This window comes from Glycomyces terrestris (genome assembly GCF_003933745.1).
Classification (GTDB): domain Bacteria; phylum Actinomycetota; class Actinomycetes; order Mycobacteriales; family Micromonosporaceae; genus Glycomyces; species Glycomyces terrestris.
In genome coordinates this window covers 319130-336574 of sequence record NZ_RSEB01000003.1, presented here as the reverse complement: position 1 = coordinate 336574, position 17445 = coordinate 319130, and the positions used below count along the sequence as shown (strand labels likewise).

At 71.8% G+C, this 17445-nt stretch carries 16 protein-coding genes and 1 pseudogene; 10 read left to right on the top strand and 7 right to left on the bottom strand.

What is annotated here, in order from left to right; all coding sequences use genetic code 11:
* The first annotated feature begins 2 nt into the window (after positions 1 to 2).
* Both EIW28_RS11455 and EIW28_RS11450 read left to right on the top strand, forming a co-directional pair.
* Positions 3 to 1109 (top strand): globin domain-containing protein, encoded by a 1107-nt coding sequence (locus tag EIW28_RS11455; RefSeq protein WP_125247845.1) that lies wholly within the window; start codon positions 3 to 5, stop codon positions 1107 to 1109.
* Between the two features lie 16 nt (positions 1110 to 1125).
* The gene (locus tag EIW28_RS11450; RefSeq protein ID WP_125247844.1) at positions 1126 to 1731 is read left to right on the top strand and encodes a DivIVA domain-containing protein; all 606 of its coding nucleotides are present in this window, start codon (positions 1126 to 1128) and stop codon (positions 1729 to 1731) included.
* 47 nt (positions 1732 to 1778) lie between these two features.
* Here the strand turns inward: EIW28_RS11450 and EIW28_RS11445 are convergent, their stop codons facing one another.
* On the bottom strand, positions 1779 to 3272 hold the full coding sequence (locus EIW28_RS11445) for an RICIN domain-containing protein (RefSeq protein ID WP_125247843.1): 1494 nt from the start codon (positions 3270 to 3272) through the stop codon (positions 1779 to 1781).
* Positions 3273 to 3654: 382 nt separating this feature from the next.
* Between EIW28_RS11445 and EIW28_RS11440 the strand changes: the two are divergent.
* The 8 genes and pseudogenes from EIW28_RS11440 to EIW28_RS11405 form a co-directional block, all read left to right on the top strand.
* A pseudogene (locus EIW28_RS11440) lies at positions 3655 to 5547 on the top strand (DNA polymerase III subunit gamma and tau); the annotation flags it as partial.
* An 896-nt stretch (positions 5548 to 6443) separates the two neighbouring features.
* On the top strand, positions 6444 to 6782 hold the full coding sequence (locus EIW28_RS11435; protein ID WP_125247841.1) for a YbaB/EbfC family nucleoid-associated protein: 339 nt from the start codon (positions 6444 to 6446) through the stop codon (positions 6780 to 6782).
* 103 nt (positions 6783 to 6885) lie between these two features.
* Complete coding sequence (gene recR / locus EIW28_RS11430) at positions 6886 to 7482, top strand: recombination mediator RecR (protein ID WP_125247840.1); 597 nt, start codon at positions 6886 to 6888, stop codon at positions 7480 to 7482.
* Positions 7483 to 7740: 258 nt separating this feature from the next.
* Positions 7741 to 9483: an ABC transporter substrate-binding protein gene (locus tag EIW28_RS11425; RefSeq protein ID WP_408612207.1), complete on the top strand. Its 1743-nt coding sequence runs from the start codon at positions 7741 to 7743 to the stop codon at positions 9481 to 9483.
* Between the two features lie 21 nt (positions 9484 to 9504).
* Entirely contained in the window at positions 9505 to 10512 is a 1008-nt protein-coding gene (locus EIW28_RS11420; RefSeq protein WP_125247839.1) for an ABC transporter permease, read from the top strand.
* Entirely contained in the window at positions 10509 to 11471 is a 963-nt protein-coding gene (locus tag EIW28_RS11415; protein ID WP_125247838.1) for an ABC transporter permease, read from the top strand. Before EIW28_RS11420 ends, EIW28_RS11415 begins: the two co-directional genes overlap by 4 nt.
* The gene (locus EIW28_RS11410; protein WP_125247837.1) at positions 11471 to 12556 is read left to right on the top strand and encodes an ABC transporter ATP-binding protein; all 1086 of its coding nucleotides are present in this window, start codon (positions 11471 to 11473) and stop codon (positions 12554 to 12556) included. Before EIW28_RS11415 ends, EIW28_RS11410 begins: the two co-directional genes overlap by 1 nt.
* A complete protein-coding gene (locus tag EIW28_RS11405) occupies positions 12553 to 13614 on the top strand; it encodes an ABC transporter ATP-binding protein (RefSeq protein ID WP_125247836.1) in 1062 nt (353 codons plus the stop codon). Before EIW28_RS11410 ends, EIW28_RS11405 begins: the two co-directional genes overlap by 4 nt.
* Positions 13615 to 13730: 116 nt before the next feature.
* On the opposite strand, the gene EIW28_RS11400 is transcribed toward EIW28_RS11405, so the two are convergent.
* The 6 genes from EIW28_RS11400 to EIW28_RS11375 form a co-directional block, all read right to left on the bottom strand.
* A complete protein-coding gene (locus EIW28_RS11400; RefSeq protein ID WP_125247835.1) occupies positions 13731 to 14201 on the bottom strand; it encodes a hypothetical protein in 471 nt (156 codons plus the stop codon).
* A 16-nt stretch (positions 14202 to 14217) separates the two neighbouring features.
* A complete protein-coding gene (locus EIW28_RS11395) occupies positions 14218 to 14757 on the bottom strand; it encodes an EndoU domain-containing protein (RefSeq protein WP_125247834.1) in 540 nt (179 codons plus the stop codon).
* Positions 14758 to 15246 (bottom strand): hypothetical protein, encoded by a 489-nt coding sequence (locus tag EIW28_RS11390; RefSeq protein ID WP_197717209.1) that lies wholly within the window; start codon positions 15244 to 15246, stop codon positions 14758 to 14760.
* 5 nt (positions 15247 to 15251) lie between these two features.
* Positions 15252 to 15584: a PE domain-containing protein gene (locus EIW28_RS11385; protein ID WP_125247832.1), complete on the bottom strand. Its 333-nt coding sequence runs from the start codon at positions 15582 to 15584 to the stop codon at positions 15252 to 15254.
* Complete coding sequence (locus tag EIW28_RS11380) at positions 15584 to 16009, bottom strand: YbaB/EbfC family nucleoid-associated protein (RefSeq protein ID WP_158630371.1); 426 nt, start codon at positions 16007 to 16009, stop codon at positions 15584 to 15586. The genes EIW28_RS11385 and EIW28_RS11380 overlap by 1 nt, the downstream gene beginning before the upstream one ends.
* An 89-nt stretch (positions 16010 to 16098) precedes the next feature.
* Positions 16099 to 17328, bottom strand: a complete 1230-nt coding sequence (locus tag EIW28_RS11375; protein ID WP_125247830.1) for a metal-dependent hydrolase family protein — start codon at positions 17326 to 17328, stop codon at positions 16099 to 16101.
* Between the last annotated feature and the right edge of the window lie 117 nt (positions 17329 to 17445).

Genomic DNA, 17445 nt, shown 5'->3' with positions numbered 1-17445 from the left:
GCATGATCGACGCCGACCGGTTGAAGAAGAACTGGAGCCTGGTCGCCGCCCACGGCGAGCAGGTCCCGCTGTACTTCTACTCGACGCTGTTCCTCACCCACCCCGAGACCCGCGACCTGTTCCCCATGAACATGGCCGCGCAGCGCGACAAGCTCGTCAACGCGCTCGGGGCCGTGGTCAGCAACGTCGACACCATCGACGAGGTCGTCCCCACCCTCCAGGCGCTCGGCCGCGACCACCGCAAGTTCGGGGCCCTGCGCGGCCACTACCCGGCCGTCGGCGAGGCCCTGCTCGCCACCCTCGAGCACTTCAGCGGCCCGCACTGGACGCCGGCGATCGCCGCCGACTGGGCCGAGGCGTACGGCCTCGTCTCCGCGACCATGGCCGACGCCGCCGACGCGGCCGCCCACTACACCCCGGCCTGGTGGGACGCCGAGGTCGTCGCGCACGACCGCCGCGACCTCGAGACCGCCGTCCTCACCCTCGCCCCCGGCACCCGCCTCGACTACCTGCCCGGCCAGTCCGTCTCGCTGTGCACCAACCTGCGGCCGCGGGTCTGGCGCCAGTACACGCCGGCGAACGCCCCGCGCGCCGACGGCACCTTCGACCTCCACGTCCGCGCCGTCGACGGCGGCGAGGTCTCCAGCGCCCTCGTCTCCCTCGTCCGGCCCGGCGACACCCTCCGGGTCGGCCCGGCCACCGGCACCGGGCTCACCCTGCGCCCCGGCCGCGGCCCGGTCGCCATGATCGCGGGCGGCACCGGCGTCGCCCCGATGAAGGCGCTCGTCGAGCAGCTGGCCGCCGCCCCCCGCCCGACCAGCCTGTACTGGGGCTCGCGCACCCCCGCGGGCCTCTACTGCCTCGACCAGCTGCGCGCCCTCGCGGCCGCGTACGACTGGCTCGACCTGGTGCCGTGCGTCGACGAGGACATGTTCGGCTCCGGCATCCGCATCGGCTCCCCCGCGGAGCTGGCCGTGGCGCACGGCCGCTGCGCCGGCGCCGACGTCTACGTGTGCGGCCCGCCCGGCATGGTGGAGTCGGCCAGGAAGCACCTGGCCGCCTCCGGCGTCCGGTCCGAGGCCGTGCACTTCGAGCCCACGGGCGAGTGAGAGAGGACGTTCCATCATGTACAGCTACCGGTCGTCGGGACCCAAGGTCACCGTCGGGCAGGTCAACAACGCCAGGTTCTCCCTGACGAGCCTGACCCGCCGCGGCTACCAGCCCGACGAGGTCCACCGCTTCCTCGAACGCGTGGCCGACGAACTCGCCAGCCGCGACCAGCGCGAGGCCGCCCTGCGGACCGACGCGGAGAAGCTGAAGGAGGCGCTGCGGTCCTGGCAGTCGCAGCAGAACTCCCAGCGCCTCCAGTCGTCCGCGCCCGCCACCCCCACCTCCACCGCCGTCAACCTCGTCTCCCAGGCGCAGCAGCAGGCCGAGAGCTACGTCAACCAGGCGCAGCACTACTCGCGGCAGATCATCGCCCAGGCCCGCTCGCAGGCGTCCGAACTCATGCGACAGACCCAGGAGCGCGCCCGCGAGGAGGCCGACCGGGCCGTCGCCGAGTACCGCCGCGACCACGACGGGCGCCGCGACCGCGAGGCCGAGGACCGCATCCGGCAGCTCGCGCGCGCCCGAAGCTTCCTCGAAGCCGTCGAGGTCGCCGAGGAGCAGCTGCGCCTCACCCGCGAGGGCCTCGAATACGAGGTCGCGAAACTCCAGCGCGAGGCCTGACGGCGCGGCGCCGCCCGCCCCCGTCCGGGAGCGGGCGCCGCGGTCGCCTAGAGGTACCGGTCGATGATCGGCGCCAGCCGGTCCGCGATCTTCGCGTGCCCCGAATCGCTCGGGTGCACGCTGTCGACCAGGTCGGACGCATCCGGCAGCCAGCCGGTCGTGTCGACGAAGTGGACTCGCGAGTCCCCGGCGCCCACCCGCGCGTTCACCGCGTTCTGCGTCTCGGGGCTGTAGCGGCCCCGGAACGTCTCCATCGCGAAAATGTGCGCGTTCGGGTACGCCTGGCGGACGCGTTCGAGCATCACGATGTAGTGCTGCTGGAACGCGGTCGTCGAGACGCCGTGCCCGACGTCGTTGGTGCCCAGGTTGATCACGACGGCCGTCGCCTGGTGGCGGGAGAAGTCCCAGTCGTCACCGGTGGACGCGTTCGAGGTGCGCCGGAACCAGTCCATCATGCCCCAGCACCCGTCCGAGGTGCTGACAAGGCACGCGCCGCCCTGCGCGACCTGGGCGTGGCCGGCGTTCAGGTCGTCGCCGACGAGGTAGCCGTAGGCGGTGAAGGGCCGGTTCCCGTTGGGCTGGCCCACGGTGATCGAGTCGCCGATGAACTCGATGAAGTTCGCCGGCCGCGCGATCGGCGCGGTGGCGCCGCCCGCGGCGAGGATGAGGCCGCCGAACGCGGGGTCGCCGGTGTAGGAGCCGGCGCGCTCGCGGAAGCCGATGCGGATCGTGTGCGTCCCGGAGGGGAGCCCGGACCTGATGGCTACGTTCCCCGAGACGGCGCGCAGCCAGGTCTCGGCGCCGCCGTCGATGGAGTAGTACAGGTCGATGGCGCCGCGCAGGCGCACGCCGATCGAGGAGCCGGTGAAGGCCGACTCGACGTAGCCGCCGGCCCAGCCCATCGTGTAGTACGAGGCATTCGCGGTGTTCCAGCGGCCGTAGTACTGGAGGTTGGGGTCGGTGAGGGAGCCGTTCCCGGCGGTGCCGGCGCCTTCGACGGGGACGAGCTTCCAGTGCTGCGTCTCCTCGCCGATGCGGTCGTACTGCGAGACGCGGCCGCCGACGGCGGTCGAGCGCTCCCAGTTGTCGAGGGCCTTGCCGGAGTTGCGGTTCACGAGTTCGACGGAGCCGTCGGACTGGGTGTTCACCTGCCACTGCTGGTTGGTGCCGCCGTTGTCGGTCCACTGCACGACGTCGGCGCCGTTCGCGGCGGACTTCGCGTAGACGTCGAGTACCTGATTCGAGTGCCGGGCCTGGATCCGGTAGTAGCCGCCGCCGGAGTCGACGAAGCGGAACTGCTGGTTCGCTGCGGTGGAGGGGGCGGCGAGGACGGCGAGCGCGCCGGTGGAGGTCGAGCCGTTCTGGACGCTGACGGCGAGGCCGGAGTAGTCGTTGACGATCCGGTACCAGGTGTTCGTCTCGACCGCGGCGGCCGGCGCCTGGCCGGCGACGGTGAACCCGGCCGCGGCGCAGACGGCGACCGCGGCGGCGGCCAGCCACCGGGCGAGCCGCGCGCGGCGGGTCGGAGCGGGGGTACGCACGGGGGGACTCCTAAGATTGAAACGTTTAAATTTATTGCAGTTCTAGGAGGATACCGCTTTCATGTCCTCCGGGCCACTCCGAACCCACAGGAATCCCCCCAAGGCCCCCGCGCCGCACGTGCCCGGCTCGGACGCCGGACCGCAGTCTAAGCACCCGCTCAGCGGCCCCGGCCGCAGCCCGAACGGCCGGCGGCACCTGATGGTCCCGCCCGCGCCGCGGCCGCCCGTCCGCAGAGCGGCCTCCGCCCCGCGCCCCGCCCGCCCTGTGCCCGCCGCACCAAGAGCACCGGTCAGCCGCAGAACGTCGGACCCAGGCCGTACCCTGGCTTCAGGCGCGCCGCGAACCGGCGCCGCCGGGGAGTGGAACCAGCAGGAGGACGACGTGGCACTCGCGCTCTACCGCAAATACCGGCCGCAGACCTTCGCCGAAGTCGTGGGCCAGGAGCACGTCACCGAACCGCTCATCAACGCCATCCGCGCCGGCCGCCTCAACCACGCCTACCTCTTCTCCGGTCCCCGCGGCTGCGGCAAGACCTCCTCGGCCCGCATCCTCGCCCGCTCCCTCAACTGCGCCCAGGGCCCCACCCCCGAGCCCTGCGGCGAATGCCGATCCTGCCGCGCGCTCGCGGCCGACGGCCACGGCTCGGTCGACGTCATCGAGATCGACGCGGCCAGCCACGGCGGCGTCGACGACGCCCGCGAGCTGCGCGAACGCGCCGTATTCGCGCCCGTCGACTCCCGCTTCAAGATCTACATCATCGACGAAGCGCACATGGTCACCGCGGCGGGCTTCAACGCGCTCCTCAAGCTCGTCGAAGAGCCCCCGGACTACGTGCTGTTCATCTTCGCCACCACCGAGCCGGACAAGGTCCTCCCGACCATCCGCTCGCGCACCCACCACTACCCGTTCCGCCTCATCCCGCCCCCCGCGATGCGCGAACTGTGCCGCAAGCTGTGCGACGAGGAGGGCGCGGTCGTCGCCGACGACGTCCTGCCGCTCGTCGTACGCGCCGGCGGCGGCTCCGCCCGCGACACGCTCTCCGTCCTCGACCAGCTCATCGCCGGCGCCGGGCCCGAAGGCGTCACGTACGAGCGCGCCGCCGGGCTCCTCGGCGTCACCGACGCCGGGCTCCTCGACGAGATGTGCGAGGCGTTCGCGGCGGCCGACGGCGCCGCCGTCATGGAGGTCGTCGAACGCGTCGTCGAAGGCGGCCACGACCCCCGGCGCTTCGCAGGCGACCTGCTCGAGCGCCTCCGCGACCTCATCGTCCTCACCCAGGTGCCCGACGCCGGCTCCAACGGCCTCGTCGACGCCCCCGCCGACCAGCTCGCCAAGATGACCAGCCAGGCCACCCGCATGGGCACCTCGACCCTCACGCGCATGGCCGAGGTCGTCGCCGCGGGCCTCGCCGGCATGCGCGGCGCCACCGCCCCGCGCCTCCTCCTCGAACTCGCCTGCGTCCGCGCGATCCTCCCCGGCTCCGACGAGTCGATGGCCGGCCTCATGCAGCGCCTCGAGACCCTCGAACAGCGCGCCGCCGGAGCGGCCCTCGCCGCCCCCGCCCGACCTGCCGCCCCGGCCCGGCCCGCCGCGCCTCATGCCGACCCCGCCGCCGTCCGCCCCGCGCCGGCCGCGCCCGCGGCTCCCCCAGCCCCGGAACCGCAGCCCGCCGCCGACGTCCCGCCATGGGAGGACGCGGCCCCGGCCGCCCCGCCGGTCCCGGAACCCGCTGCCTCACAAGACGAACCGCCCGCCGAGGACTGGTCCGAGCCCGCGCCCGCCCCGGTCTACGAACCCGAAGTGGAGCCCGCCGCCGCGGCGGGCGGCACCTCGGCCGCGTCGATCCGCCGCCAGTGGGACCGGATCATGATGGCCGTCAAGGACCGCAAGCGCACCACCGCGGCCCTGCTCCAGGACGCCACGATCGCCGACGCGGTCGACGGCGAGGTGGTGCTCGCCTTCAAGCACGCCTTCCACGCCGAGAACCTCCAGAAGGAGCCCGCGTACGGCATCGTCGTCGGCGTCCTCGGCGAGGTCCTCGGCGGCACCTGGAAGATCCGCTGCGAGGTCGGGGAGGCCGGGAGCCTCCCAAAAGCGGCGACGGGAACGGCGCCGGCGGCCCCGGCGCCTAGGTCGGCCGCGCCCCGCAGCGCCCCGCCCGCCCGCCCCGCCGCCCCCGGCCGCCAGGCCCCGCCCCCCGCTGCCGAAGCGGTCGAGGAGCCCCCGCCGGAAGACGACTACGACGAGCCCAGCCCCGACGACCCGGTCGCCCCGGGCGGCTTCGGCACCAGCGAGGAGCAGGCCGTCAAACTCCTGACCAACGCCTTCGGCGCCAAGCAGATCGCCTGACCCATGCCGGTTATCCACAAGCGCCTGACCTGCGAAGACGCTCGCATCCACCGAGTTATCCACAGGCGGGAAATCAATGCTTGGCAACAGTTGCCCGACATGTGATTGTTGATAGCAAAAACGACTTCTCGCCGGTGGAGGTGGAGAGCGGGAAGTCGGACCGGTCAGGAGTTCGCAGGACCGGCGGTAATTGAGGGAAACCCCGGGGACCGCCCCCGAAGACCGCGCGAGGATGCATCCTCGCGCGGCTCCTGCGAACCACACTCGCGAGGTGAGAACGCGGGTGCCGCCGGCAGCCAGCCGGCGCACCCGCACACCTTGGACGACGCGAATCCGCCCGCCCGACCAGCGGCCGACGGCACGCCGCGGCGCACGACCTAACTAGCGGCCACCGGCAGTGCGCAGTGGCCCGCCGGCCCGGCGGACGCACCCGCAAGCGCCTACCGGCACTGCGCAGTTGGGCCAGCCCAGCGGTCGCACCGCACACCTTGGACGCGAATCTCCGGCCAGGCCAGCGGCTGAGGGCACACCGCGACGCTCGACCTGACTCGCGCGCCCGCAGCGCCTGCCGGCAGTGCGCAGTGGGGGCGGCCCAGCGGTCGCACCGCACACCTTGGACGCGAATCCCCGGCCAGGCCAGCGGCTGAGGGCACACCGCGGCGCACGACCTATCTTGCGCAAACCGCACGACCTCTCTCTTGCTCCTACCGGCAGCGCGCTGTGGCCGCCGGCCTGGTGGGCGTGCTCGGGAGTCGGGCGTCGGCCGGGGCGGTTAGGCTGGCTCCAGACCAGGAGATCAGGAGCCGGAGGAAGTGATGGACATGTTCCCAGGCGGAGACATGCAGAAGCTGTTGCAGCAGGCGCAGCAGATGCAGACCGACATGCTGAAGGCCCAGGCCGAGCTCGCCGAGACTGAGGTCAGCGCCTCGGCTGGCGGGGGGCTCGTCACCGCCACGGTCACCGGCGACGGTGAGCTCAAGGCCATCAAGATCGACCCGCAGGCCGTCGACCCCGACGACGTCGAGACCCTCGAGGACCTCGTCATCGCGGCCGTTCAGGCCGCCAACGACAATGCGAAGCGGCTCGCCGCCGAGAAGATGGGCCCGCTCGGCGACGCCCTCGGCGGCATAACCGGCGGCCTCGGCCTCCCCGGCATGTAGCCCGACCGCCCCGCCGCGGCCCCGGCCCCCCGGGCGCCGCGGCTGCGGCGTTCCACCGACACCAACACGCACCAGCGACACGCGGAATCACAGAGGAGAATCCTTGTACGACGGGGCTTTGGGCGACCTCATCGAGGAGCTCGGGCAGCTGCCCGGTATCGGCCCGAAGAGCGCGCAGCGGCTGGCGTTCCACCTGCTCGCGTCGGAGAGCGCCGACGTCGAGCGGCTCACTTCGGCGCTTGAGCGCGTCAAGGCGCAGGTGCGGTTCTGCGAGGTGTGCGGGAACGTCACCGAGGCCGAGCAGTGCGGCATCTGCCGGGACCCGCGGCGGTCGGAGGCGCTCATCTGCGTCGTCGAGGAGCCCAAGGACGTCCTCGCGATCGAGCGCACCGGCGAGTTCCGCGGCCGGTACCACGTGCTCGGCGGGGCCATCAACCCGCTGGAGGGCATCGGCCCCGACGACCTGCGGATCCGCCAGCTCATGGTGCGGCTCCAGGCCGGCGAGACCACCGAGCTCATCCTCGCCACCGACCCGAACACCGAGGGCGAGGCCACCGCCACCTACCTGGCGATGCTGCTGAAGCCCATGGGGCTCAAGGTGACCAGGCTGGCGAGCGGGCTCCCGGTGGGCGGGGACCTGGAGTACGCCGACGAGGTGACCCTCGGCCGGGCCTTCTCGGGCCGCCGGGACATGGACTGAGTGGACGATCCGGCCCCGGCGCGGCGCCCCCGCGAGTCGTCGGGCGGGCCGCCCCGGGCGCTCCGCGCCCGCGCCTGGGTGTTTCTGAAAGCCGTTGGGGCCCAACGGTTTTCACTTCCAGGCGATTAGTACGGTTTCGGTAACAATAACCGGCGGAACGGTCACGATCACATAACGCTTAACAGTGGTGTAACTCACCGTGTCCTAGTCTGTGTGGTACCTCCGAATACCCACAACGACCGACGGGTGAGACAACCTATGCGCATGTCCCCAACCCCAGTGAGGCGCGCCCTCGCCGCAGCGGCGGGCGCCGCCATGGCAGTGGGCCTGTTCACTGCCTGCGGATCCGACGGCGACACCGGCGGCGACGCCGACACCGCCGAGGACTTCGACTTCTCCTGCCCGGAGCGGACCGACGGGGAGCCCCAGATCGACGAGGCGGCCAACGAGTCGCAGCCGTTCGTCTTCGGCACCCCCGGCGACCCGACCAGCCTGGACCCGATCCTCGCCTCCGACGGCGAGACCTTCCGCGTCAACCGGCAGGTCTTCGACACGCTCCTGGACGCCGACTGCACCGACACCGTGCCGGGCCTCGCCGAGTCCTTCGAGCAGAACCCCGAGGGCACCGAGTGGACCTTCCACCTGCGTGAGGGCGTGACCTTCCACGACGGCACCCCGCTCGACGGCGCCGCGGTCTGCAAGAACTTCGACCGGTGGGCGAACTTCAAGGGCGGCTTCCAGTCCCCGAACTTCACCTACTACTACTCCTCGGTCTTCGGCGGCTTCGCCGAGAACGACCCGGCCATGGGCATCGAGACCGAGTCGATCTTCGAGGGCTGCACCGCCGACGGGCTCGACGCGACGATCAAGATCAGCCACTACACGTCCAGCTTCCCGGGCGCGTTCACGCTGGAGTCGCTCTCGATCATCAGCCCGGCCTCGATCGACGCCGTCGCCGATGTGACCATCCCCGCCGCCGACTCGCCGCTGCCGGAGTACACCCAGACCGTCGGCACGCTCGCCGGCACCGGCCCCTACATGCTCCAGGACTGGAACCACAGCGAGCAAGAGGTCACCCTCGTCCGCAACGACAACTACTGGGGCGAGCCCGCCAAGGTCAAGACCCTGATCTTCAAGACGATCTCGGACGAGACCGCCCGCCGCCAGGCCCTCGAGGCCGGCGACATCCACGGCTACGACCTCGCCGCCCCCGCGGACGCCCAGGCGCTCCTCGACGGCGGCTACCAGGTCCCGATCCGCGGCGTCTTCAACCTGCTGTACCTCGCGTACACCCAGGGCCACACCCCGCTCGAGAACCACACCGTCCGCGAGGCGCTCTCCTACGCCGTCGACCGCCAGCGCATCGTCGACTCGGTGCTCCCCGCCGGCGGCATGGTCGCGACCCAGTTCATGCCCCCGAGCCTGCCGGGCTACTCGGACGACGTCGCGACCTACGACTACGACACCGAGAAGGCCAAGGAGCTCCTCGCCGAGGCCGGCGCGGAGGACCTGACCCTCACGTTCTGCTACCCGACCGACGTGACCCGGCCGTACATGCCGGCGCCGAAGGACATCTTCGACATCATCGCCTCCGACCTCGAGGCCGCGGGCGTCACCGTCGAGGCCCGTCCGATCACCTGGGTCGAGTACATCCCGACCACGCGCAGCGGCGAGTGCCCGCTGTACCTGCTCGGCTGGACCGGCGACTTCGCCGACCCGTACAACTTCCTGGGCACCTGGTTCGCGGCCCCCTCCACCGAGTGGGGCTTCGACAACGCCGAGGTCTTCGACTCGATCGCCGCGGCGAACACCGAGCCTGACGAGGCCACCCGCGAGGAGCTGTGGAAGACCGCGAACGAGGCCGTGATGGAGGAGCTCCCGGGTCTGCCGATCTCGTCTTCGCCGCCGTCGATCGCGTTCGCGCCGAACGTGTACCCGCCGGACGTCTCCCCGCTGACGCGGGAGGACTTCTCGCAGGTCTCCTTCACCACCGGTTCCTGACCGAACGACACCTAGCGGAACATGCTGCGCTACACCGTCAAGCGCCTCCTGCAGCTGTCCGTGGCGCTCTTGGGACTCTCGCTGCTGCTGTTCGCGTGGTTCAAAGCCCTCCCGGGCGGACCCGAGAACCAGCTGCTCCCCGAGAACGCCACGGCACAGCAGCGGGAGGCGCTGCGGGCCGCCCTGGGGCTCGACGAGCCCATCTGGGTCCAGTACGCCGACTTCCTCGGACGGGTCGTCCGCCTCGACTTCGGCAGTTCGCTGTCGAGCGGGCGGCCCGTCGCCACGGAACTCGCCGACCGGCTGCCCGCCACCATCGAACTGTCCTTGGCCGCCATGCTCATCGCCGTCGGCGTGGGCATCCCGCTGGGCTACCTCGCGGCGAAGCGCCGCGGGTCGTGGCTCGACTTCGCGGCCGTCTCCGGCTCGCTCCTGGGCACGTGCATCCCGATCTTCTTCCTGGCCGCCATGCTGAAAGTGGTGTTCGCGCAGGAGCTCGGGTGGCTGCCGACGACGTTCCGGCTCTCGGCCGGCACCGAGTACACGGACGTCACGGGCCTGCGGGTCCTCGACGGGCTCATCACCGGCGAGTTCGACGTCGCCTGGGACGCGGTCCTGCACCTGGTGCTGCCCGCGATCGCGCTGTCGTCGATCCCGCTCGCGGTCATCGTGCGGATCACCCGCGCGAGCGTGCTCGACGTCGTCGGCGAGGACTACGTGCGCACCGCCGACGCGAAGGGCCTCAAGCCGTCGGTGATCCGCGGCCGCCACGTCATGCGGAACGCGATGCTGCCGATCGCGACGATCATCGGCCTGCTCCTGGGCAGCCTGTTCGCGGGCGCGGTCCTGACCGAGTCCGTGTTCTCCTTCGGCGGCATCGGCTCCTTCGTCTACCAGGCGACGACCGAGCGCGACTACCCGGCGCTCATGGGCTTCATCCTGGTGATCGCCGTGTTCTACGTCGTCATCAACCTGCTGGTGGACCTGTCGTACGGTCTGCTCGACCCGAGAGTGCGGGTGCGCAAATGACGACCGCGAGAATCGAGAAGCTCGACCGGCTCATCGAGGCGAGCGTGTCGGCGCGCGAGGCGCAGACCGGTTCGCTGCTGCGCCAGTCGTTCCGGCGGCTCAAGCGCTCCCCGATGGCCGTCACCGGCGCCGTCATCGTCGGCCTGTTCGTCGTCGTCGCGGTCCTGGGGCCGGTCATCGCCCCGTACGACCCGACCGCGCAGACCTGGGGCAAGGAGGTGTTCCTCAACCGGAACATCTTCCCGGGGCCGCGCGCGGAGAACTGGTTCGGCCTGGACCACCTGGGCCGGGACATGTTCTCCCGCATGATCGTCGGGGCCCGGCAGACGCTGCTGGTCGGCGTCGTGGCGACGCTCATCGGGTTCGTCGCCGGCGCCGTGATCGGCGGCGTGGCCGCCGCCGCGGGCACCTTCGGGGGCCGCTGGGGCGAGCGCGTCGAGGCCGTCATCATGCGCGCGGTGGACGTGGCGCTCGCGATCCCGATGCTGCTGCTGGCGCTCAGCGTCGCGGCGCTGCTCGGCCCGTCGCTGAGCACGGTCATGATCGCGGTGGGCGTCGCGCAGATCCCGATCTTCGCGCGGCTGCTGCGCGGTTCGATGCTGGCGCAGGCGCACTCGGACTACGTGCTGGCCGCGGTCTCCCTGGGTGTCCCCAAGGGACGGATCGTGGTCTCGCACATCCTGCCGAACTCGTTGGGCCCGGTCATCGTGCAGGCCACGCTCGTGCTCGCGACCGCGATCATCGAGGCCGCGGCGCTGTCGTACCTGGGCCTGGGGAACCCCGACCCGGGGAGCCCCGAGTGGGGGACGATGCTCGCCGACGCGCAGCGGTTCCTCTCGGGCGCACCGCAGCTCGCGATCTATCCGGCGGTGGGCATCATCGTCACCGCCCTCGGCTTCACCCTCCTCGGCGAGGCCATGCGCGAATCGCTCGACCCGAGGCTGAGGAGGCAGGAGTAGTGGCACTGCTCGAAGTAGAGGACCTGCGGGTCGCGTTCGGCAACGCGACCGCGGTGGACGGCGTCTCGTTCTCCGTGGAGGAGGGCCGGATCGTCGGCCTGGTCGGCGAGTCCGGCTGCGGCAAGTCCGTCACCAGCCTCGCCGTCATGGGCCTGCTGCCGAAGGGCCGGGGCGGCAGGCGCGCCAAGGCCCCCGAGCCGGTCCAGGCCGCGGCCGCGGAGCCCGCGCCGGGCGCCGTCAAGGCTGCCGCGGCCGCGCCGCAGGCGGTGCCGGCCGGGGGCGGGCGCCGCAGCCGCGGCGGCGCCGACGTCAGCGGCCGGGCCGTGTTCGACGGCACCGACCTGCTGGCGCTCACGCCGGCCGCGATGCGCCGCCGCCGCGGCAAGGACCTCGCCATGGTCTTCCAGGACCCGCTGTCGAGCCTGAACCCGGTGGTGCCGATCGGCAGGCAGATCACCGAGGTCCTGGAGCGGCACCGGGGTCTCAAGGGCGCCAAGGCGAACCAGGAGGCCGCGAGCCTGCTGGACCGCGTCGGCATCCCGGACCCGGTGCGGCGGCTCAAGGAGTACCCGCACCAGCTCTCGGGCGGCATGCGCCAGCGCGTGCTCATCGCGATCGCGGTCGCGTGCGCGCCGCGCCTGCTCATCGCCGACGAGCCGACGACCGCGCTCGACGTGACGATCCAGGCGCAGATCCTGGAGCTGCTCAAGGACCTGGTGGAGGACGAGGGCACCGCGCTGCTCATGATCACGCACGACCTCGGGGTCGTGGCGGGCATGTGCGACGAGGTGAACGTGCTCTACTCGGGGCGGGTGGTCGAGTCGGCGCCGGTGCGCGAGCTGTTCGCGCGGCCGACGCACCCGTACACGGTCGGGCTGCTCGGGTCGATCCCGAAGCTGGACCTGCCGATCCACGAGCCGCTGACGCCGATCCGCGGTTCGATCGCCGACGTCATCCGCTGGAAGGACGGCTGCGCGTTCGCGCCGCGCTGCGACCGCGTCGCCGAGGCGTGCGTCGACGGCGAGCCGCCGCTGATCGGGTCCGCGCACGCCCACCGCTGCGTCAGGGCCGAGGAGGTCGCATGAGCACCGAGCCCGAAGACGTGACGCCCCAGGGCGATGCGGTCATCCCGGCCCAGCGCGTCGAGGAGCCCGACCTCCCCGCCGCCGGGCCCGCCCTGCTCGAGGTCGAGGACCTGAAGGTGCACTTCCCGATCCGCCGCGGCGTGGTCGTGGAGCGCACCGTCGGGCACGTCCGGGCCGTGGACGGCGTGAGCCTGAGCGTGACGCAGGGCGGCACGTACGGCCTGGTCGGCGAGTCCGGTTGCGGCAAGACCACCTTCGGGCGGGCCGTGCTGCGCCTGGAGGAGCCGACGGCCGGCCGCGTGACGCTCGGCGGGGACGACGTGACGGCGCTCAAGGGCGAGCGGCTGCGGCGGTTCCGCTCCCGCATGCAGATGGTCTTCCAGGACCCGCTCGGCTCGCTCAACCCGCGCCACAACGTGGACATGCTCCTGGCGGAGCCGCTCAAGGTCCACGGCGTCGGCTCGAAGGAGGAGCGGCGCCGGCTCGCGGTCGAGACCCTGGACGCGGTGGGCCTGCCGAAGACCGTGCTGGAGCGGTTCCCGCACGAGTTCTCGGGCGGCCAGCGGCAGCGCCTCGGGATCGCCCGCGCGCTCATGCTGCGCCCGGACCTGATCGTGTGCGACGAGCCGGTGTCCGCGCTCGACGTCTCGATCCAGGCGCAGGTCATGAACCTCCTCGACGAGATCCAGGGCGAGTTCGGTTTGACCTACCTGGTGATCGCGCACGACCTCGCGGTGGTGCGGCACCTGTCGGACCGGGTCGGGGTCATGTACCTCGGCCGGCTCGTGGAGGAGGCCGACTCCGAGACGATCTACGAGCACCCCCGCCACCCGTACACGAAGGCGCTGCTCTCCGCGGTGCCGCAACCGGATCCGGAGAAGGAGGCCGCCCGCGAGCGCATCATCCTCAAGGGCGACCTGCCGTCCCCGGCGAACCCGCCCTCGGGCTGCCGCTTCCGCACCCGCTGCCCGTGGGCGCAGGACGTCTGCGCGGAGCAGGAGCCGGAGTGGCGCGAGGCGGCCCCGGGCCACAAGGTGGCGTGCCACTTCGACCTCTGACCGGACGGCGAAGGCGCGGAAGGCGAACGCCTTCCGCGCCTTCGGTGTTCACGCGTCCGCGATGTCGGCCGGCGCTCCGGTCTGGCGGCGTCCCGCCGGCGGCCGCGGACCGGGGGTCAGGCCGGGCCGGTCGCGGGGATGCCCTCGATGCGGCCGCGGTAGGGGTGCGGGCGCTTCCAGTACTCCTCCCATTTGAGGAGGCTCGCCAAGTGGGGCGGCAGGTCGGGGCGGTACTCGTAGGTCACGTTCGGGTTCGCCGGGACGGTGAGCAGGAACCGCCAGAACGCCTCAGTCGCCGACCGGACCTCGGCGATCGGGTACGTGCTCGGGGGGACCTGGTCGGCGTGGAGGTTCCTGAACACGGCCTCGCGGCTGTTCATCGCGATGTCGAACTCGTTGCCCTCGAAGCCCGCGTCCGCGTCCCTGCCGGAGGCGGCGTCGTCGACCGCGCGCAGCGCGTCCAGGCAGGCGGTGAAGGAGAGGTCCACGTCCCAGGACAGCCACATGCCGAGGGCGGCGTATCGCTTCCGGTCGCCGACCTCGTACTTGGTGGAGCCGTCCGCGTCGCGGTAGAAACGGATGTCCATCAACCCTCGAATTCCTCTACTGGTCCGCGACCCGTGCCGGGTAGCCGTGTCCGATCTTACCGGTGTCGGGGTCCCAGCCGCCCTTGATCTTCACGCCGTCGAACTCGCCCTCCCAGCGCGGGACGCCCTGGTCGTCGATGAACTTGCGGCCGTTCTTGAACGCCTCCGTGGTGGCCCGGTCCACCTTCTGCGGCGACCAGTCGTCGGGGAAGAACGTGTTGACGGTGCCGTTCTTCTTCGGCACGAAGGGAGGCGGAGGACTCGGATTCTGGAACTCCGGCCGTGCCTCGTACACGCCGTTGGTGTGCCGCGAGACCGGCGGATCGATCCGGCGCCCCGGGTAGTCGTTGCCGCCGGGGCGGTGGTGGTATCCGCTGCCCCGGTAGCCGCCCTCCCTGGCACTCCATTTGAGCTCGCCCCGCTGCTGGTGGCGCAGTGAGGCGCCGCTCATCCGGTTGGGGCCGCCCTTGCGCTTGCGGTTCTTCTTCAGGAAGTCGAGGGCCGCGCGGATCAGCGGGTTGGCGCCGCCGCTGCGTCTGCTGTTCGGACCGGGCATCTACGCCTCCAGGAGCTTGAAGATCGCCTCTTGGAAGAGGTTGCTCACGATGGTGCGGGCGAGCTGCTGGAAGATCGGGATCTGGACGAGGGAGGCGCCGAAGGTGACCGCGGCCTGGGCGATCGCCATGGCGATCTGGACGGCGAGGATGATCAGCTGGACGATGACCATGATCTTGAGGCACAGGACGATGACCGCGCAGATCATCAGCCCGACGCCGGCGATCATGGCGCCGATCGCGCCGTCCTCGATGACCTTGCGGGGGCTCTCCTCGCCCTCCCACCAGGTCTTGAACGCGTCGATGTCCTTGCCGACCTGGTCGGCCCACGCGCTCGCGGAGGCCGCGGCGGCCTCGGCCCCGACGTTGCCCAGGTCGCCGCTGAAGTCCATCCACGACTGGCCGAAGCTCATCAGGTTCGTCTCGTCCGACTGCGGCCAGTCGAAGCCGAGGATGCCGAGCAGGCTGACGAGCTCGGACGGGAGCGTCATGCCCATCAGGCACCGCCGCCGAGGTCGGAGTTGAGCTGCGTGAAGATCTGCGCGATGGCGCTGTCGGCGTCGAGGTGCTGCTTGGCGAAGTCGCGCACGTCGAAGCCGGCGTCGGCGATCTCCTGGGCCGCTTCCTGGAAGCACTCCTTGGCCCATTCGAAGACCTCGGTGTGCGCCTGCTGGATGAGGCCGCCGATCTCGTCGGCGCCGCAGGCCTCGGTGACGCCTTCGATGCTCGACGCGAAGCCCTCGACGGCCGCGAAGAAGCTCTCGGCGACCGCTTCCATGGCCTGGCCGGCGCCGTCGAGGGCGTCCGGGTCGATGTGGAGGCTCGACATCACTCGACGCCCTTCGCCTGGGCGGCGGCCTGGACGATCCTGGTGTGGGAGGCGGCGAGGGTGTTCATGAACGAGGAGAGCTGCTGCACCGACTGCTGCTGGATCTCCTCGACCTTCTCCGACAGGGCGTCCAGGTCGATGGCGCCGGGGACGCCGGCCTGTTCGCGGGCGGCGTCGAGGGCGGCGTTGACGCCGTTGGTGATCTCCTCGCTCAGGTACTCCTTGCTGAGCCGCACCGCCCGCGGGTCGACGATGTCGACGGTCACCTTGCCGGCCAGCGTCGCCGAGACGCTGATCATGCCGTCGGCCGCGCGGACCTCGACGGCCTGCGCGCCGGCGTCCTCCTGCGCCTGCCGTCCGTCGCGGACGATGTCCATGGCCTTCGCCAGCGCGTCGGCGATGCCGCTCTCGGGTGTCGTGTTCAAGGGAGCCCCCGGGTCCTGGGATGTACTGGAGCCCATTGAAGTTAGCAAACCGCTGCAAGTCGTGGCGTCCTCGCGCGGCGCCCCTGGGGTCACTCCAGTGAGCCCGCTTTCACCTTGCCGCCCTGCATGACCAGCTTCAGGTGCGTCTCGGGGTCGGTGAGGACGGCGAGGTCGGCGAGGGGGTCGCCGTCGACGACGAGGAGGTCGGCGGCGGCGCCCGGGACGACCTGGCCGAGGCGGCCCTCCTCGCCGAGGAGGCGGGCGGCGGTGACGGTGGCGGAGCGGAGGACGTCGGCGGCGGGGATGACGGCGCCGCGGATCGTGAACTCCTGCAACTGGTGCCGGCGCATCCCGCCGAGGAGGTCGGAGCCGTAGCAGATCGCGACGCCGGCGTCGTTGGCGAGGCGGAGGGCTTCGAGGCCGGCGTCGAGGACGAGTTCGTTCTTGGCGAGATTGCCCGCGGAGAGCCCGTACTCGGCGCCTTCGAGGGCCATGCGGCGGTAGGTCACCAAGGTGGGCACCAGGAACGCGCCGTGCTCCAGGAACAGCTCCACACTGGACTCGTCGATGAGGTTGCCGTGCTCGATGGAGCGCACGCCGGCCGCGAGTCCGCGGTTGACGGCCCGGGCCGTGTAGGCGTGCCCGGCGACGTAGCGGTTGGCGGCCTCGGCCTCCTCGACGATCGCGCGGATCTCCGCGAGGGAGAACTGGGTGGAGTCGATGCGGTCGGTGGGGGAGGCGACGCCGCCGGAGAGCATGATCTTGACGTGGTGGGCGCCGGTGCGCAGCTGCTCGCGGGCGGCCTTGCGGACGCCGTCGACGCCGTCGCAGACGAGGCCGAGGTCGGGGCAGCACCGGTGGTCGTCGCGGACGGTGCGCCCGCGGGGGCGCATGTCGACGTGGCCGCCGGTCTGCGAGAGGGCCTTGCCGCCGAAGTGGAGCCGCGGCCCGTCGATGAGCCCTTCGGCGAGGGCGTCGTGGAGGCCGAAGTCGGCGCCGCCGGGGTCGCGTACGGTGGTGAAGCCGCGGTGGAGCATCGCGCGCAGTTCGATCGCGGCCGTGACGGCGACGTACGCGGGGGAGTGGTCGCCGAGGCCGGCGAGGTCCGCGGTGTGGGCGTTGACGTGCACGTGGCAGTCGATGAGGCCGGGCATGAGGGTCTTCCCGCCCAGGTCCACGGTCCGCGCGTCGGGCGCGTCGACGTCGGCGCCGACGGCCGCGATCTCCCCGTCGCGCACCAGGACCCGCTGTCCGGGGACGAGCGCCCCGGCGGCGGTGTCGAGGACGGCGGCGCCGGTGAACAGCACGGTCTCGGTCATCGGCGTCTCCAGTCGTCTCGCGCCCCGGCGCTTGCCGGTCGGCTAGTGCCGCGTACCAATATGCCGGACGGCCCGGTACCGTCGGACGCGGGCCCGGCGATGAGTTCCCGCGCTCCG

Bases quoted from the DNA above. Each gene is read 5' to 3' on its own strand.
- EIW28_RS11455 (WP_125247845.1), top strand. From the start codon at position 3: ATGATCGACGCCGACCGGTTGAAGAAGAACTGGAGCCTGGTCGCCGCC.
- EIW28_RS11450 (WP_125247844.1), top strand. From the start codon at position 1,126: ATGTACAGCTACCGGTCGTCGGGACCCAAGGTCACCGTCGGGCAGGTC.
- EIW28_RS11435 (WP_125247841.1), top strand. From the start codon at position 6,444: ATGTTCCCAGGCGGAGACATGCAGAAGCTGTTGCAGCAGGCGCAGCAG.
- EIW28_RS11425 (WP_408612207.1), top strand. From the start codon at position 7,741: ATGCGCATGTCCCCAACCCCAGTGAGGCGCGCCCTCGCCGCAGCGGCG.
- EIW28_RS11420 (WP_125247839.1), top strand. From the start codon at position 9,505: ATGCTGCGCTACACCGTCAAGCGCCTCCTGCAGCTGTCCGTGGCGCTC.
- EIW28_RS11415 (WP_125247838.1), top strand. From the start codon at position 10,509: ATGACGACCGCGAGAATCGAGAAGCTCGACCGGCTCATCGAGGCGAGC.
- EIW28_RS11405 (WP_125247836.1), top strand. From the start codon at position 12,553: ATGAGCACCGAGCCCGAAGACGTGACGCCCCAGGGCGATGCGGTCATC.
- EIW28_RS11400 (WP_125247835.1), bottom strand. From the start codon at position 14,201: ATGGACATCCGTTTCTACCGCGACGCGGACGGCTCCACCAAGTACGAG.
- EIW28_RS11395 (WP_125247834.1), bottom strand. From the start codon at position 14,757: ATGCCCGGTCCGAACAGCAGACGCAGCGGCGGCGCCAACCCGCTGATC.
- EIW28_RS11390 (WP_197717209.1), bottom strand. From the start codon at position 15,246: ATGACGCTCCCGTCCGAGCTCGTCAGCCTGCTCGGCATCCTCGGCTTC.
- EIW28_RS11385 (WP_125247832.1), bottom strand. From the start codon at position 15,584: ATGTCGAGCCTCCACATCGACCCGGACGCCCTCGACGGCGCCGGCCAG.
- EIW28_RS11375 (WP_125247830.1), bottom strand. From the start codon at position 17,328: ATGACCGAGACCGTGCTGTTCACCGGCGCCGCCGTCCTCGACACCGCC.